This is a genomic window from Streptococcus sanguinis (genome assembly GCF_050234405.1).
Classification (GTDB): Bacteria; Bacillota; Bacilli; order Lactobacillales; family Streptococcaceae; genus Streptococcus; species Streptococcus sanguinis_W.
Genome location: NZ_CP092117.1, coordinates 2,226,120 through 2,242,209 on the forward strand (window position 1 = coordinate 2,226,120; position 16,090 = coordinate 2,242,209).

At 45.0% G+C, this 16,090-nt stretch carries 22 protein-coding genes and 1 pseudogene; 3 read left to right on the forward strand and 20 right to left on the reverse strand.

What is annotated here, in order from left to right; genetic code table 11:
• Positions 1-22 precede the first annotated feature (22 nt).
• From rplX to tgt, 15 genes are all read right to left on the reverse strand, one after another.
• Complete coding sequence (gene rplX, locus MFP28_RS10885) at positions 23-328, reverse strand: 50S ribosomal protein L24 (RefSeq protein WP_002894497.1); 306 nt, start codon at positions 326-328, stop codon at positions 23-25.
• Positions 329-404: 76 nt separating this feature from the next.
• Positions 405-773 (reverse strand): 50S ribosomal protein L14, encoded by a 369-nt coding sequence (gene rplN / locus MFP28_RS10890; protein ID WP_002894494.1) that lies wholly within the window; start codon positions 771-773, stop codon positions 405-407.
• A gap of 25 nt (positions 774-798) precedes the next feature.
• A complete protein-coding gene (rpsQ, locus tag MFP28_RS10895) occupies positions 799-1,059 on the reverse strand; it encodes a 30S ribosomal protein S17 (RefSeq protein ID WP_000440801.1) in 261 nt (86 codons plus the stop codon).
• A gap of 23 nt (positions 1,060-1,082) precedes the next feature.
• Positions 1,083-1,289, reverse strand: a complete 207-nt coding sequence (gene rpmC, locus MFP28_RS10900; protein WP_002894488.1) for a 50S ribosomal protein L29 — start codon at positions 1,287-1,289, stop codon at positions 1,083-1,085.
• 9 nt (positions 1,290-1,298) lie between these two features.
• Positions 1,299-1,712: a 50S ribosomal protein L16 gene (rplP, locus tag MFP28_RS10905; RefSeq protein ID WP_000960948.1), complete on the reverse strand. Its 414-nt coding sequence runs from the start codon at positions 1,710-1,712 to the stop codon at positions 1,299-1,301.
• A 3-nt stretch (positions 1,713-1,715) separates the two neighbouring features.
• Complete coding sequence (gene rpsC, locus MFP28_RS10910; RefSeq protein ID WP_002894486.1) at positions 1,716-2,369, reverse strand: 30S ribosomal protein S3; 654 nt, start codon at positions 2,367-2,369, stop codon at positions 1,716-1,718.
• A 12-nt stretch (positions 2,370-2,381) separates the two neighbouring features.
• On the reverse strand, positions 2,382-2,726 hold the full coding sequence (gene rplV / locus MFP28_RS10915; protein ID WP_002894484.1) for a 50S ribosomal protein L22: 345 nt from the start codon (positions 2,724-2,726) through the stop codon (positions 2,382-2,384).
• Between the two features lie 11 nt (positions 2,727-2,737).
• On the reverse strand, positions 2,738-3,019 hold the full coding sequence (rpsS, locus tag MFP28_RS10920; RefSeq protein ID WP_000533766.1) for a 30S ribosomal protein S19: 282 nt from the start codon (positions 3,017-3,019) through the stop codon (positions 2,738-2,740).
• Positions 3,020-3,104: 85 nt separating this feature from the next.
• A complete protein-coding gene (gene rplB / locus MFP28_RS10925) occupies positions 3,105-3,938 on the reverse strand; it encodes a 50S ribosomal protein L2 (RefSeq protein ID WP_002894482.1) in 834 nt (277 codons plus the stop codon).
• A gap of 17 nt (positions 3,939-3,955) precedes the next feature.
• Positions 3,956-4,252, reverse strand: a complete 297-nt coding sequence (locus tag MFP28_RS10930) for a 50S ribosomal protein L23 (RefSeq protein ID WP_002894481.1) — start codon at positions 4,250-4,252, stop codon at positions 3,956-3,958.
• Positions 4,252-4,875: a 50S ribosomal protein L4 gene (rplD, locus tag MFP28_RS10935; protein ID WP_002907496.1), complete on the reverse strand. Its 624-nt coding sequence runs from the start codon at positions 4,873-4,875 to the stop codon at positions 4,252-4,254. Before rplD ends, MFP28_RS10930 begins: the two co-directional genes overlap by 1 nt.
• 24 nt (positions 4,876-4,899) lie before the next feature.
• Positions 4,900-5,526, reverse strand: a complete 627-nt coding sequence (gene rplC / locus MFP28_RS10940) for a 50S ribosomal protein L3 (RefSeq protein WP_002907497.1) — start codon at positions 5,524-5,526, stop codon at positions 4,900-4,902.
• 84 nt (positions 5,527-5,610) lie between these two features.
• Positions 5,611-5,919 carry a 30S ribosomal protein S10 gene (gene rpsJ / locus MFP28_RS10945; protein ID WP_002894478.1) on the reverse strand — a complete coding sequence of 103 codons (309 nt, stop codon included), beginning with the start codon at positions 5,917-5,919 and terminating at the stop codon, positions 5,611-5,613.
• Positions 5,920-6,293: 374 nt separating this feature from the next.
• On the reverse strand, positions 6,294-6,932 hold the full coding sequence (locus MFP28_RS10950; RefSeq protein ID WP_002907498.1) for a uridine kinase family protein: 639 nt from the start codon (positions 6,930-6,932) through the stop codon (positions 6,294-6,296).
• 25 nt (positions 6,933-6,957) lie between these two features.
• Positions 6,958-8,100, reverse strand: a complete 1,143-nt coding sequence (gene tgt, locus MFP28_RS10955; RefSeq protein WP_002907499.1) for a tRNA guanosine(34) transglycosylase Tgt — start codon at positions 8,098-8,100, stop codon at positions 6,958-6,960.
• 152 nt (positions 8,101-8,252) lie between these two features.
• On the opposite strand from tgt, the gene MFP28_RS10960 reads away from it, so the two are divergent.
• Positions 8,253-9,128 carry a DUF975 family protein gene (locus MFP28_RS10960; RefSeq protein WP_002907501.1) on the forward strand — a complete coding sequence of 292 codons (876 nt, stop codon included), beginning with the start codon at positions 8,253-8,255 and terminating at the stop codon, positions 9,126-9,128.
• A 17-nt stretch (positions 9,129-9,145) separates the two neighbouring features.
• On the opposite strand, the pseudogene MFP28_RS10965 reads toward MFP28_RS10960, so the two are convergent.
• The 3 genes and pseudogenes from MFP28_RS10965 to polA all read right to left on the reverse strand — a co-directional run.
• Positions 9,146-9,457: pseudogene (locus MFP28_RS10965) on the reverse strand (kinase); the annotation flags it as partial.
• A 26-nt stretch (positions 9,458-9,483) separates the two neighbouring features.
• The gene (locus MFP28_RS10970; RefSeq protein WP_032916117.1) at positions 9,484-9,921 is read right to left on the reverse strand and encodes a CoA-binding protein; all 438 of its coding nucleotides are present in this window, start codon (positions 9,919-9,921) and stop codon (positions 9,484-9,486) included.
• Positions 9,922-10,194: 273 nt separating this feature from the next.
• The gene (gene polA / locus MFP28_RS10975) at positions 10,195-12,837 is read right to left on the reverse strand and encodes a DNA polymerase I (protein ID WP_002907504.1); all 2,643 of its coding nucleotides are present in this window, start codon (positions 12,835-12,837) and stop codon (positions 10,195-10,197) included.
• 98 nt (positions 12,838-12,935) lie between these two features.
• Between polA and MFP28_RS10980 the strand changes: the two genes are divergently transcribed.
• Positions 12,936-13,478 (forward strand): histidine phosphatase family protein, encoded by a 543-nt coding sequence (locus tag MFP28_RS10980; protein WP_032916118.1) that lies wholly within the window; start codon positions 12,936-12,938, stop codon positions 13,476-13,478.
• A 77-nt stretch (positions 13,479-13,555) separates the two neighbouring features.
• Entirely contained in the window at positions 13,556-14,032 is a 477-nt protein-coding gene (locus MFP28_RS10985; RefSeq protein ID WP_002905769.1) for a YcxB family protein, read from the forward strand.
• Positions 14,033-14,079: 47 nt separating this feature from the next.
• Here the strand turns inward: MFP28_RS10985 and MFP28_RS10990 are convergent, their stop codons facing one another.
• Together MFP28_RS10990 and MFP28_RS10995 are read right to left on the reverse strand one after the other, a co-directional pair.
• Positions 14,080-14,694, reverse strand: coding sequence for an HAD-IA family hydrolase (locus MFP28_RS10990; protein WP_002907506.1), 615 nt, complete (start codon positions 14,692-14,694; stop codon positions 14,080-14,082).
• Positions 14,691-15,968 (reverse strand): MATE family efflux transporter, encoded by a 1,278-nt coding sequence (locus MFP28_RS10995; RefSeq protein ID WP_032916120.1) that lies wholly within the window; start codon positions 15,966-15,968, stop codon positions 14,691-14,693. Before MFP28_RS10995 ends, MFP28_RS10990 begins: the two co-directional genes overlap by 4 nt.
• Between the last annotated feature and the right edge of the window lie 122 nt (positions 15,969-16,090).

Below are 16,090 nucleotides of genomic sequence, written 5' to 3' on the forward strand. Positions count from 1 at the left end.
ATACTTCTCCTTTCCTTCGTGATTAGTCAAGCACTTCGCCTGATTTTTTATTGTAACGAACTTTTTTGCCGTCTACAAACTTGTAGCCAACACGTCCTGCAACACCATTTTTGTCAAGAACTTGAACGTTTGACACATGGATTGGTGCTTCTTTTTCCACGATAGCACCTTGAGGGTTTTCGTTATTTGGCTTTTGGTGTTTCTTAACGATGTTTACACCTTCAACAACAACTTTGTTTACTTTTGGAAGAGCTGTAACAACAAGCGCTTCTACACCCTTGTCTTTACCAGCAATTACGCGAACTTTGTCGCCTTTTTTTACAAACATTTATTTCTCCTCTTAATTCTTACGCCCATAGGGGCACCCTGACTTTTGCCAGGGGACTTGTGTTTGTTAATTTTGATTAAAGTACTTCTGGAGCCAATGATACGATCTTCATGAAGCCGCCGTCACGCAATTCGCGAGCAACTGGGCCGAAGATACGAGTTCCGCGAGGTGTTTTGTCTTCACGGATGATGACTGCAGCGTTTTCGTCAAATTTGATGTATGAACCATCTTTACGACGAGCACCTGATTTAGTACGAACGATAACAGCTTTTACAACGTCACCTTTCTTAACCGCACCACCAGGAGTAGCTTGTTTTACAGACGCAACGATTACATCACCGATGTTAGCGAACTTACGTCCTGAACCACCAAGAACTTTGATTGTCAAGATTTCGCGAGCGCCGCTGTTGTCGGCAACTTTCAAACGAGTTTCTGTTTGAATCATTTAAGTTTTCTCCTTTCTGGTTTGATTAGATGATAACCGCTTCTTCAACGACTTCTACAAGACGGAAGCGTTTTGTAGCTGAAAGCGGACGAGTTTCCATGATACGAACGATATCACCTTCTTTGGCAACATTGTTTTCGTCATGTGCTTTGTACTTCTTAGAGTAGTTAATACGTTTACCATAGACTGGGTGGTTACGTTTAGTTTCAACTACAACTGTGATTGTTTTGTCCATTTTGTCAGAAACAACGCGTCCGACAAGAACTTTACGATTATTGCGTTCCATTGAAATTCTCCTTCCCTAGTCTATTATTTAACTTCTGATTGAACAGTTTTGATACGAGCGATTTGTTTTTTCACTTCTTTCAGGCGAGCTGTCTGCTCCAATTGGCCAGCAGCTGCTTGGAAACGAAGATCAAACAATTCTTTCTTCAATTCATTTTCACGCTTCGCGAGTTCTTCTTGAGAAAGACCACGAAGTTCTTTAACAAATTCTTTTACTTCATTAAGTTTCATGCCTTCTCCTTATTCTGCTTCACGTTTTACGAATTTACATTTAACTGGAAGTTTGTGGCTTGCAAGGCGAAGCGCTTCGCGAGCGATTTCTTCTGAAACGCCAGCAACTTCAAACATTACTTTGCCACGCTTAACCGGTGCAACCCAACCTTCTGGAGCACCTTTACCAGATCCCATCCGTACACCGATAGCTTTTGCAGTGTATGATTTGTGTGGGAAGATTTTAATCCAAACTTTACCACCACGCTTCATGTAACGAGTCATAGCGATACGGGCAGCTTCGATTTGGCGGTTAGTGATCCAGTGGCTAGTAGTTGCTTGAAGACCGTATTCTCCAAATGCTACTTCTTTTCCGCCTTTAGCTTCACCGCGCATTTTTCCACGGAATTCGCGACGGTGTTTAACACGTTTAGGTACTAACATTGGTTATTTACCTCCTTTAGTGTTTTTACGAGCTGGAAGGACTTCTCCACGGTAGATCCAGACTTTAACACCCAGTTTACCGTAAGTAGTATCAGCTTCTTCCCAAGCGTAATCGATATCCGCACGAAGAGTGTGAAGCGGAACAGTTCCCTCAGAGTAACCTTCGCTGCGGGCAATATCTGCACCGTTCAAACGACCTGATACTTGAGTTTTGATTCCTTTAGCTCCTGCACGCATTGTACGTTGGATAGCTTGTTTTTGAGCACGACGGAAAGCAACACGCTGCTCAAGCTGGCGAGCAATTCCTTCACCAACCAGATGCGCATCCAAGTCAGGACGCTTGATTTCGATGATGTTGATGTGGACTTGTTTTCCAGTCAATTTGTTGAGTTTTGCACGGAGTGCATCAACGTTTGCTCCACCTTTACCGATAACCATGCCTGGCTTAGCAGTGTGAAGAGAAACGTTTACTTTGTTTACTGCGCGTTCAATTTCAATAGTTGAAATCGCTGCGTCAGCCAATTCTTTTTGAACGAATTTACGGATTGCAAGATCTTCATGAAGGTAATCCGCGTATTCTTTTTCAGCATACCATTTGGCATCCCAATCACGGATGATGCCGACACGCATACCAATTGGATGTACTTTTTGACCCACGATGTTACCTCCTTATTTTTCTGCAACAACCACAGTAATGTGGCTTGTGCGTTTGTTGATTGGTGAAGCTGAACCTTTAGCGCGCGGACGGAAACGTTTCATAGTTGGTCCTTCGTTTGCGAAAGCTTCAGATACTACCAAGTTTGCTTTTTCCAAACCAAAGTTGTTTTCAGCATTAGCGATTGCAGAGTTCAAAACTTTTTCGATAATGCCAGCAGCTTTGTTTGGAGTGAATTTCAAGATTGCGATTGCGTCAGCGACGTTTTTACCACGAATATTGTCAAGAACCAGACGAGATTTACGAGGTGAAACACGCACTGTACGAGCCATTGCTTTAGCTGAAGTAATTTCTGCCATTTATGTTCTCCTTATTTTCTACGTGTTTTCTTGTCGTCTGCAGCGTGACCCTTGTAAGTACGAGTTGGCGCAAATTCACCAAGCTTGTGACCTACCATGTCTTCCTGGATGTAAACAGGTACGTGTTTACGTCCGTCATAAACTGCGATTGTGTAACCAATGAAACTTGGGAAGATCGTTGAACGACGTGACCAAGTTTTGATGACTTTTTTCTTTTCGTCGTTAGCTTGAGCTTCAACTTTCTTCATCAGATGCTCATCGACGAAAGGTCCTTTTTTAAGACTGCGTCCCATTTTATATTTTCTCCTTTAAATAAGTACCACAGCGGCCTGCGCTGACTAAGCAGCGCTACCGAGCTGGCGGATAGATTGTTTTAAATTATTTCTCGTTGCGACGACGAACGATAAGTTTGTCAGATTTCGCTTTTTTGTTACGAGTTTTAAGTCCAAGAGCAGGTTTGCCCCATGGAGTAGATGGCGCTTTACGACCAACTGGTGCTTTACCTTCACCACCACCGTGTGGGTGATCGTTAGGGTTCATTACAGAACCGCGAACTGTTGGGCGGATACCTTTCCAACGGCTACGTCCTGCTTTACCAAGGTTTACAAGTCCATGTTGTTCGTTTCCGACAACACCAACTGTAGCGCGGCAAGTACCAAGAATCATACGAACTTCGCCTGATTGAAGACGAACAAGAGTGTACTTACCTTCTTGACCCAATACTTGAGCAGAAGCTCCAGCAGCACGAACCAATTCTCCACCGCGGCCTGGCTTCAACTCAATGTTGTGAACCAAAGTACCAACTGGGATGTTAGCAAGCGGAAGAGCATTTCCGACTTTGATATCTGCTTCAGGACCTGAAACGATACGTTGACCAACTTCAAGACCTTTAGGAGCGATGATATAAGCCTTCACACCGTCAGTGTAGTGAACCAAAGCGATGTTTGCTGAACGATTTGGATCATACTCGATTGTTTTTACAACTGCCTCAACAGCGTCTTTGTTACGCTTGAAGTCAATCAAACGGTAGTGACGTTTGTGGCCGCCACCTTGGTGACGAACAGTGATGCGACCGTTGTTATTACGACCAGCCTTGCTCTTCAAAGAAACAAGCAAAGATTTTTCTGGAGTGCTGGTAGTGATTTCAGCGAAATCCAAAGAAGTCATATTACGGCGACCGTTTGTTGTTGGTTTATAAACACGAATTCCCACGATATTTCCTCCTTAGATTATTCTTCTTCTGCACCGAACAACTCGATTGCTTTAGAATCAGCTGTCAGTGTTACGATAGCTTTTTTAGTTTTGTTTGTAAAACCAGTGTAACGTCCAACGCGTTTTGCTTTTGGTTTTACATTGATAGTGTTAACGTTAGCAACCTTAACTCCCTCAAAAGCAGCTTCAACAGCTTGCTTGATTAAGAGCTTGTGAGCGCGAGTGTCCACTTCAAATACGTATTTGCCTGCTTCGTACTGAGCCATTGAACCTTCAGTGATAACAGGTTTTTTGATTACGTCGTACAAATTCATTATGCAAGAACCTCCTCAATTTTAGAGATAGCTGCCTGAGTAACCAGAAGTTTATCGCTGTTTACGATGTCCAGAACGCTTGCAGTTGTTGCAGTTGCAACTTTCACGTTTGGAAGGTTGCGAGCTGAAAGTGCAGCGAATTCATTTCCTTCTTCAAGGATAACAAGAACTTTCGTATCGATGCTCAGTGCAGCAAGCACTTTTGCAAACTCAGCAGTTTTTGGAGCTGTAAATGAAAGGCTGTCTACAGCTACGAATTTGTTTTCAGCAACTTTTTCAGAGTAAACTGATTTCAATGCTAATCTACGAACTTTACGTGGAAGTTTGTAAGCATATGAACGAGGAGTTGGACCGAATACGATACCACCACCACGCCATTGTGGAGAGCGGATAGAACCTTGACGAGCACGTCCAGTTCCTTTTTGACGCCATGGTTTGCGTCCGCCGCCTGATACTGCAGAACGGTTTTTAACAGCATGAGTTCCTTGACGAAGGCTAGCGCGTTGGCTGATGATAACATCAAAGACAACTGATTCATTTGGTTCAATACCAAAGATCGCATCGTTCAGAACTACTTCACCAGCTTCTTTACCAGTTTGGTCAAATAATTTTACGTTTGCCATTGTGACTGATTTCCCCTTTCTTTATTATTTACCAGCTTTAACTGCTGACTTGATAGTGATAAGAGATTTCTTAGCACCTGGTACGTTACCTTTAATCAGGATAACGTTCTTCTCTGGAACAACCTGTACGATTTCAAGGTTTTGAATCGTTACACGGTTGCCACCCATACGTCCAGCCAAGCGTTTGTTTTTGAACACGCGGTTTGGTGCAACTGGTCCCATTGAACCAGGACGACGGTGGTAACGTGAACCGTGAGCCATTGGACCACGAGATTGGCCGTGGCGTTTGATAACACCTTGGAAACCTTTACCTTTTGAAGTTCCTGTTACATCAACAACATCACCAGCTTCGAATGTATCGACAGTGATTTCTGCTCCTACTTCCAAGCCTTCAATGTTTTTGAATTCACGAATGAAGCGCTTAGGAGCTGTGTTAGCTTTCGCTACATGGCCTTTGGCAGGTTTGTTGCTCAATACGTCACGAAGATCATCAAAACCAACTTGAACTGCGTTGTAACCATCTGTTTCAACTGTTTTAACTTGAAGAACAACGTTTGGAGCTGCTTCAATAACAGTTACAGGGATTAATTCGCCAGCTTCAGTGAAGATTTGAGTCATTCCCACTTTTTTCCCTAAGATTCCTTTTGTCATGAGAAAATGTTTCCTTTTCTATAATTTTTTTCAAAAAGTTTTTAACGAGCGTTTTTCATGCTCTGGTTTAGATCAAACTTTAGATTAAAGTTTAATCTCTACGTTCACACCACTTGGAAGATCCAATTTCATCAAAGCGTCAACTGTTTTTTGAGTTGGGTTGATGATATCGATCAAGCGTTTGTGAGTACGCATTTCAAATTGTTCGCGAGAGTCTTTGTATTTGTGAGTCGCACGAATGATTGTGTAGAGGCTGCGCTCAGTTGGAAGTGGGATTGGACCCGCAACTTCAGCACCAGTACGAGTAGCAGTTTCTACGATTTTTGCAGCCGCTGTATCAAGTGTACGGTGTTCGTAAGCTTTCAAACGGATGCGGATTTTTTTGTTTGCCATCTTTTTCTCCTTTTCGTCTATTTAAGATAATAGGCTAGCTCCACAAGAAAACCGACAGACGATTGCGTGGCAATGCAACCGAGCGTGTCGCAACCTCTTGCATCAAAGCTACACACTGTATTTTTACAGCACCATAGTATCTTAACACAAAGAACCAGTCATTGCAAGGGATTTGAGTAATTTTTTAAAGATTTTTAGGATAATTTTTTATGAAAGTGTTTTCTAAACAATTTATAAGTCTTGTAAATCATTACAGAGAAGAAAATTTAGACTTTTAACCTATTTATTCGATTTTGTATTCAGAAAATACAAAATCTCACTGACGCACATCAGTGAGATAAAAAAATGAAAATTTACCCTTGGCTTCTTTGTCTTTATAGAAATGGGCTGTCCTTTTCGATACGAAAGCTATTGCCCGACTGGCAGATGACAAGGTCTGCAGCTGCTAGATAGGGTTGATAAAAGTGCCTATATTGCTCTCGTCGAGCCAGATGCGTCTGCTCTATCCACTCTGACCTGCGCTCTCGCACAGCCACATCTCTTGCCAAGCGGCGTTCTAACTCAGTCTGATCGTCCGTGTAAAAGCAAAGCGACAAATCAAACAAACTTTCAGGCAAAAAGGCAGCCGACATACCTTCTACTATCAGAATAGGCTTTCGGGCTGATAAACGCAAGCTAGGCGACCAAGCTGTGCAAATGGTCAGAATATCTAGACCAGACTGCAAGGCGCAAATATCTCGCTCCAGACTGCTTAGTTCATGAACCGCAGGGAGACAGGCTGTTACTTTTTGATGAGGAAAATCTTTGGAACTAAGCAAATCTCGATACTCCCCAGTAATTACATAAGGATCTGTTTCCAGCAGATTGACTCGTTCCTCACCCAAGGCTAGCTGGAGTTTTCGAGCAAAAGTTGACTTCCCCGAAGCACCGTGACCGTAAATACGCAGGGTATGGTTTTGGTCGCCTGACAGATACGCTGTCAATCTTTTCAGCAATTTCTCTTCATCAGACATGGCTTCTCCTTTCAAATGGAGGTTCTTAGAAATTTCGGCTGGATTTATTGTAGCCGTAGCGCTCAATAAAGTCTTCACGGAATTCCAGCAAGTTGTCATCCATGATGGCTTGGCGGACCTTCTTCATAAGGTTTACCAAGAAGTAGAGATTATGATAACTGGTCAGGCGGATGCCAAAGGTTTCATCCGCTTTAAGCAAGTGGCGGATATAGGCCCTCGTATAGTTGCTGCAAGTGTAGCAGTCACAGTCATGGTCCAGTGGCGTGAAATCTTCCTCAAACTGAGCGTTTTTAACAACCAGACGTCCTTCGCTGGTCATACAGGTACCGTTTCGGGCAATCCGAGTCGGCAGGACGCAGTCAAACATATCAACGCCACGGATAACCCCATCAATCAAGCTATCTGGCGCCCCAACTCCCATGAGATAGCGAGGCTTGTTTTCAGGCAGCATAGGCGTCGTGAAGTCTAGCACCGCATTCATCTCTTCGTGAGACTCTCCAACAGCCAGTCCTCCAATAGAGTAGCCTGGAAAATCCATGCTGACCAAGTCTTGAGCAGACTGACGACGCAAATCTTCAAACCCAGCACCCTGAACAATACCAAAGAGACTTTGGTCGTGTGGACGGCTGTGGGCCTTGAGGCCACGCTCTGCCCAACGACTAGTCCGCTCAATGGACTTCTTGACATAGTCATAGGGTTGGTAGAACTGCGGGCACTCATCAAAAGACATCATAATGTCACTGCCCAGATTGTTCTGGATGGAGATGGCCTTTTCTGGTGACAGGAACATTTTGGAACCATTGAGGTGGTTCTTGAAAGTTACTCCTTCTTCTGTGATATTGCGGCTGTCAGCTAGAGAATAGACCTGAAAACCACCGCTATCCGTCAGAATAGGCTGGTCCCAGTTCATGAACTTGTGCAAGCCACCTGCACGAGCAATCAGCTCATCGCCCGGCCGCAGCCAAAGGTGATAAGTATTGGACAAGATGATACCTGAACCCATTTGCTTGAGCTCTTCTGGTGACTGGGTCTTGACCGTTGCCTGGGTCCCAACCGGCATAAACATAGGTGTCGGAAAAGTCCCGTGAGGCGTGATAATCTCCCCCAAACGAGCACCTGTGTGCTTTTCTTTTTTGATCAAACGATACTGAATCGGTGATGTTGACATGTTTCCTCCTGCTGGGAAAAACAGTCCCAGCGATTTTTCTTCTATATAATGAGCAGCAAGGGCTCACAAGATACCGTATGATTTTACCAAAAAAACCTCTATCTGTCACGGGGTATGATATAATGTAACAGACAAATCCAAATGGAGGAATTATGAATCTAAGTAACATCAGAGCTCAGGCTCGTACCGTCCGCAGTCAAACGAGGGGGATTTTTCTTTTGTTTGCGGCCCCAACCCTTGTCAGCATCCTCAGCATCTTACTTTCCCTCAATGACAATCTAAGAGATTCCATTCCCAGCCTAACTTTTAGCCAGTTCATCTATCTCCTCATAAGTAAAAATCTTTTCCCGACGACCATCCAGTTTATCTTGACCTTGCTACTGCTTTCTGCCAGCTATACCATGATGAGGGTCCTTCGTAAGACAAAGGATGATGTTGGCTTTTCAGATATTGGCCAGCTTTTTACCAGCAAGACTTTCACACCTGTCTTTAAGACGGTTTTGCTCAAGCAGCTGCTGATTTTTCTTTGGAATATTCCTATGTTCTGCGGGAGTCTTCTAGCAATCTTTAATGCTTATAAAATCCTCTCTATTTCGGAAAAAATCCCAGCCCATACAGTAGTGACGGCTCAAAGTGCTGCAGGCCAGCAGATTCTTCAATACACCCCCGGTATGTTACTGGGAACCCTCTTGATATTCACTGGCTTAGGTATTGCCATCCCTCAGTACTATGCTTATGCTCAAGCAGAGTTCATCCTCTATGACCAGCTTGAGGCTGGGAGTTACCAGGGAGCTTTCTATGCTATCCGTCAAAGCCGGAAGCTAATGAAAGGCTATAAAGGAAAGCTTTTTATGCTTAATCTGAGCTTCATCGGCTGGAATTTATTGGCCAGATTAACTTACGGCTTGCTGAATTTTATAGTTCTCCCTTATACGGCGACAGCTTACATTCTCTTTTATGAAGAATTGAAAAAAGAAAACGCAATCTCACATGAAAACAACCCACAGGCACAGAACTCCTTGTCCTAAGCTTGTGAGTTGTTTTTTTATTTACTATTATATTCTGTCTTGTCCAGGGCAGAGCAGATTTTGTCAAAGGCTGCCTCTAGTGAATCCTCATCTGTGAAGAAGGATTCCTCTTCCCAGCCCAAGAAGTCTCGGTCTTTCCACCAGCACTTCATGTCGGCTGGGGTAAATTCTTCTTGCTTCGCTCTAGTCTGATGGCGGCGGACTGTTTCTTCAAAGGATAGGTCATAGTAGTAAGCCAAGACCTGCGGAGCGAAAAGTTTTTTCAACCGCTCTAGCATCTGTCCGTAAATGTCTGTCTCATAAAATCCTTCTACCAGAACCGGAATTTCCACGAATGATGACTAACTTGGCCATCTTATTCGCCCAGAATCAATCGTGTATGCTCGCGCTTAATGCAGCGATCCATGACAATATCATCCCGACCGGCTGTCCGCAAAATCTGCTCAGCCTCCTCGCTCTCCAAGCCCAACTGAGCCCAGAAAATCTTGGCATCCGACTGCAGAAAATCCAGTGCCACATCTGGCAAAAACTCACTGCGACGGTATACATCGACAATATCCACCGGGAAAGGAATGTCTTTAAGACTGGCATAAACAGTCTCACCAAAAATCTGACTGCCCGCTGCCCGCGGATTGACAGGGATAATGCGATAGCCTCGCTCCTGCATCTCCTTGGACACACGGTTGCTGGTCGTTTCTTCGCGGTCAGACAGTCCGACAACAGCAATCACCTTGCTGTTGTTCAAATAATGCTTGACGATTGCATCACTGGGATTTTGAAAATGATAAGTCATAGGCTTCCTCCTCATTCATAATAAAGTTGGATAGTTTTGTAGTATTCATGTTTTAACAGAATCTAGTCTAAGTACCGTGTGAAAAAGACAAGCTTCCTCGCAGTCATCGAACGCTGTGTCAGCTTTCTATTTTCACTTTGTGTTTTACGCCCTTGATATCTTAAACTGAACACGAGCTAAAACCTTGGAAAATAGATAATCCATTCTAGGAGCATCGCTCCGTCGTCCGGATTTCTAATTTTCAGTCAGTTTTGACGCTCTTTGTATCTTATCTTACTTCGCCTCGTACCAAGTTTGGCCGGCATTTTCATCAGCTACTAGTGGAACGGCTAGCTCAATCGCGGCTTCCATGGTTTCTTTGACTAGCTGGCGGACAGCTGTTAGTTCGTCATTTGGCACTTCTAGCACAATTTCATCGTGTACCTGCAAGAGCATGCGCGACTTGAAATTATTTTCTGTCAGAGCTCGGTCCAGATTAATCATAGCGACTTTGAGAATATCTGCAGCGGAGCCTTGGATGGGGCTGTTAATAGCTGTGCGCTCCGCAAAATTACGGATGTTAAAGTTGCGGGAATTGATGTCCGGCAAGGAGCGGCGGCGATGATAAATGGTCTCTACATAGCCTTTATCACGCGCTTCGCGAACGATGGTTTCCATATAATTCTTGATACCAGGGAAACGCTCAAAATAGGTCTCAATGTAGTCCTTGGCAGCCTTGCGGGAAATTCCCAAATTATTGGCCAGTCCGAAGTCGGAAATGCCATAGACTACTCCGAAGTTGACAGCCTTGGCATTGCGGCGGTCATTAGGCGTCACATCCTCTGCCTTTTCAATACCAAAGACCCGCATGGCGGTAGCCGTATGAATATCTTCTCCATGCTGAAAGGCAGCAATCAGATGCTCGTCCTGCGAAATATGAGCCAGCACCCGCAGCTCAATCTGGGAATAATCCGAGCTGAGAAGCACACTGTCTGCCCACTCCGGTACAAAGGCCTTGCGAATGAGGCGCCCCTGCTCCAAACGAACGGGGATATTCTGCAGGTTCGGGTCAACCGAGGACAGGCGGCCAGTCTGAGTCAAATCCTGAACATAGCGAGTGTGAATCTTGCCGTCAGCCGCAATCGCCTCCTGCAGTCCGATGATATAAGTGGACTGGAGCTTGCTGATTTGACGGTATTCCAGAATCTTAGACACAATCGGTGCAATGGGAGCTAGGCGCTCCAGCACATCAACCGCTGTCGAGTAACCTGTCTTGGTCTTTTTGGTGTACTCCAGTGGCAGTCCCATATCCTCAAAAAGAATGGTTCCCAGCTGTTTCGGTGAGTTGATATTAAACTCCTGACCAGCCAGATCATAAATCTCCTGCGTTAGACTTTCCAGCGTCTTTTCATTTTCTGCCTGCATGCCCTGCAGGGTTTCCCGCTCAACCTTGATCCCCGCAATCTCCATCTTGGCTAAGACAAAGGCCAGCGGCTGCTCCATTTCAAGCAACAAATCCAGCTGATTGTGGGCGCGGAGCTGCTCTTGCATCGGTTCTTCTGTTTCCAGCAACACTTGGATCTTACGAGCCAGATGCTCAAAGAGCTGCTCTTGCTCCGGCAGAGCGCGCTTGGCTCCCTTGCCGTAAACCTCATCATCTGTCGGCAGGATTGTTTGGCCGTAGAGGCGAGCAATAGTCGCCAGCTCATTATCCTCGACCGTCGAAAGCAAATACTTAGCTAGGCGCGCATCAAAGGATGCTGCTGGCAGTTCAATGCCGTAATGACTGAGCAGTACCTTGGTCCGCTTGAGGTCGTAGGTTTTCAGAGCTGTTTTTGTCAAAAACTCCTGAAAGAGAGGTTGCTGTAGTAAATCGCTGGAGCCGACATAAATCTGACGACTATCTCCCCAGGCAAGGCCGACAATCTCTTCCTTGTGGTAGTTGTCACCCAAGATTTCAAAATAGAAAAACTGCTCTGGTGCCAACATATCTGCTGTCACTTCAGTCACTTTGGTAAATTCAATTGGTTTGACTTCTACCGGCTCTTGACTAGTCCCTAGCTGAGCCTTTAGCTGCTTGAAGCCCATCTCGTCATAGAACTTGCTCAGGGTCTCTATCTGAGGACCCTTATAAACCAAATCATCCAGCCCGATTTCAATTGGAGCCTGAGTATTGATGGTGGCTAGGGTTTTAGATAAGAAAGCCTTGTCCTTGTCATTGATCAGATTTTCCTTCATCTTGGAAGCCTTGAGCTGGTCAATGTTTTCATAGAGATTTTCCAAAGAGCCGTACTCCAAGAGGAGCTTGAGACCAGTCTTCTCACCAATCTTGGTCACGCCGGGGATATTATCCGACTGATCGCCCATCAGCGCCTTGAGGTCAATAAACTGCTCTGGCGTGATGCCCATCTTTTCCATGAGGTAGGCTGGGGTAAATTCCTCAAACTCAGCCACGCCTTTCTTGGAAATCTCCACCACGGTATTATCATCCGTCAGCTGAATCAAGTCTTTATCGCCGCTGACAATGGTCACATCGTAAGGCACAGCTGTCTTTTCAGCCATCTTGTCCAAGGTCCCGATAATGTCATCCGCCTCATACTGAGCCAAGTCATAGAAGTGAATGCCTAGGTGCTTCAGCATTTCACGGATAAAAGGCAGCTGCTCACGAAATTCATCTGGTGTCTTGGCCCGACCAGCCTTATAGTCGGCGTACATCTCGGTCCGGAAGGTCGTCTTGCCAGCATCAAAAGCTACTAGGACATGGGTCGGCTGCACGCGCTCCAAGAGATGATTGAGCATGAGGTGGAAGCCATAAATGGCATTGGTATGCAGGCCCGATGGACTCTTGAAACGGTCAATTTGATTATAAAGCGCAAAAAAAGCGCGAAAAGCAACGGACGAACCGTCAATTAATAATAACTTATTCTTTTTTTCCATAGGTTTATTATAACACGAAAGGCGGACAAAGACAGGAACAGCGGTGTAGAAAATAGGTAGAAAATGAATTGAGATTTAAATTTTGCTATAATCATTTTATGAACAACACCTACTATTTTATCCGTCATGCGCATTCTAACTATACACCTGATGAAATCAACCGACCATTATCAGACAAAGGGCGAGAATCCTTGGCACAGCTTGAATTTTTAGCAGACAAACCCATTACCGCTATTTATTCTAGCCCCTATCGAAGGGCTATCCAAACAGTTGATCCTTTGGCTCAGAGTCTGAAACTCGCTATTCAAACCGACAAACGGCTAATAGAGCGAAAGCTAAGTAGTCAAGCGATTGCCGACCAAGACTTTGAAGAAGCCCTCATGCAACTTTGGTCACAGCCGACTTTTTCATTTGTTGGTGGCGAGTCTAATCAACAAGCTCAACAGCGAACCTTAGCCTTTCTTCATGAACTGGAAAGTAAGCATCAAAACGAAAAGATTATCATTAGCTCTCATGGTAACCTTATCTGCATTTTACTAAGCGCATTCGACTCCAGCATTGATTATAACTTCTGGCATAATCTTCCCATGCCAGATGTGCTAGTTTTAGATAAAAACGAAAAAATCACTCGGCTCCTATAAAAGATGGTATCGCCTAGCAAGATTCGACTAAATCTTATCGCTCTTATATGTTATAATATAAAAACTGGAGGTAAAAGATGTTTCCAATCCGTATTACAACTCTTATGACTGAAGAAGTTTATAAAAGATTTTCATGGGCTATTCTCGTGCGACGAAAAGGATTTGTATTATACATAATCATACTGATAATCGGGCTGTTCACCTACGTAATGCTCGGCCCATTAGAGGAAAAGATAATATCTATCATATTGGCTCCCCCTATTTGCGCCTCTATGTACTATTTTGGCATGAATTATCAGATAAAGAGAGCCTATCAAAAAAATCCTTTATTTCAGAACATGGAGGTCACTCTGATATTTGACAGAGAGTCTTTTGTAGCTCAGAATAAACGTGGAGAATTTCACTATACCTATGATGATATTGTCAAAGTCATTATGACAAAGCAAGATTTTTATATCTTGATAGGAGAGAACACTGGTTTCGCAATTGAAAAAGAAAACTGTTCTCCCGAGGCTCTTGAGTTCTTGCTGGAACTTCACATTGAGCATATGTAAAAGAAAAAGCAGGCTAGACTGACAGTAGATCAGTTCTGGTCTGCTTTTTATCTTGTAAATAATTGCTTGATATCCATCAACTTCTCTATCTTCTGATTAATTTCTGGCCGGTAGTTACAGAAGTTAATGCTCTGGATGCCACTGTTGACAGCAACATCCACATCCAGCGTCCGGTCGCCGATATAGTAGGTTTCCTGCTTGTCCAGGCCATATTTCTCGAGCAGATAGTCGACACCTTCTGGGTGGGGCTTGCGCTCAAAGTCGTTGGCTGTTGTGATGATTTCTGTAAAATAGTCATGAATGCCCAAGTCTTGCAAGATTTGATGGGCATTGAGTCCTTTGTGGGTATAGACGAACTGGGCAATGCCCTGCTCCTCAGCCCAGGACAGAATCTCCGCCGCTCCTTCCATCAGATGGACCTGAGCATTTTTCTCCTTTAGGCTTGCTCCACGGAAGGTATTCATCTCGGCAGCATCCAGACCTTTCTCAGACGCTACTTTTTCCAAGAGCTTCTGCACAGAGTGCTTTAGGATGTAGCTGTGAATACTAGCCCTGTCAAAGTCCAGACCATAGTGAGCATAGGTTTCCTCAATCCCCGCCAAAATAGCATCGTAGGAGTCCAGCAAGGTACCGTCCAAATCCCAAATAAACGCTTTTGTCATGTGATTTTCCTCATTTTTCTGTCAAATAAAACCTTTAAAAATAGCCAGCGGAAGCCATTGTCCAAGAGCATCCCAGTCCAGACTCCTGGCAGACCCAAGCCAAAGGTCACACCCAGCAAGTAACCGGCAACGATGCGAATCAGCCACATGCCAACAGTCGTGGCATAAAAGGGCAGTCTGGCATTCCCCAGCCCCTGCCAGATAGCTGTGTAAATCACGGTTCCCACTGCCATGGGAGTTCCCAGCAGAGAGAAAAGCATGACCGAAAGACTGGCTGTGATAGCTCCGCTATTGTCCGTATAGAGCAAGGTCAGTGGCCGACCAAAAGCAAAAATTCCTAGAGCCACGGGCAGCATGCAAGCAAAAGACAGCCAGAAGGTTCGCTGACGAATCAGACCGACCTCTTGCATATCTCCCTCACCTACCGCATGGCCTACCAGCATGACTGTTGCTGTCGCAACCCCGAAGATTGGCATATAATTAAACTGAGTCAGGACTTCACCGATGGCATTCCCCGCTACTACGTCCGTCCCAAAGGCGACCACAATGGCGATAATCACTACATCACCTGCCCGCATCATGAGCCGCTCTCCAGCAGCCGGCAGAGACAGGCGCAAGAGCTCTCCGTCTAAGCCCCAGCGCCAGCGGATTGTGGACAAATCCAGCTCCCGCCAGAGAATCAGCACACCCACCAAACGAGCCAGCACCGTTCCCAGCGCTACACCGACAATACCAAGCCGAAAGACGTAAATCCCCAGACCGGAAAAGAGGGCATTGAGGACGTTAGTCAGAATACTGACATACATGGGGAATCTAGGGTTGCGTGTGACCCGCACTAAAGCTCCAAAAGAAGTCATCAAGCCTAGCAGAACGATAGTCCCACCAACCAGAGCCAGATAAAGACCGCCTGCTTCAGACACCGCCTTTTCTGTCCCCAGAAGATCCAGCATCTGCCTGCCAAAGAGCAGGGAAACGAGGCCCAACAGAAGACTCAGAAGCAAGGTCAGCTTGATAGCCTCGGCTGTATGATAGGCCAAACGCTCCTTGTCTCCTTGAGCTAGAGTCTTGGAGATGAGACTGGAAATAGCAGCCCCCAGCGCGATAAAAATTGCCTGATAAATCGTAATGATGTTGCCGGCCACCGAGACACCGGAAATCGCAATCAGCCCAAGACTGGCCACCAGATAGCTATCGACCATTCCCATGAGCATCTGCAAAAAATTCTCCGCCATAGCCGGCAAGGCGATATTCATGATTTTTTTATAAGTCGTCATTGTCTGAAGATCTCCTGCATTTGTATATCCTTTCTTACTTGAGATTTCCACCCCCCACCATAGAGAATAGAAAGCGGTGGGACTATTGTCCTACCGCATATTAATCTCCTATCTCAAAACTT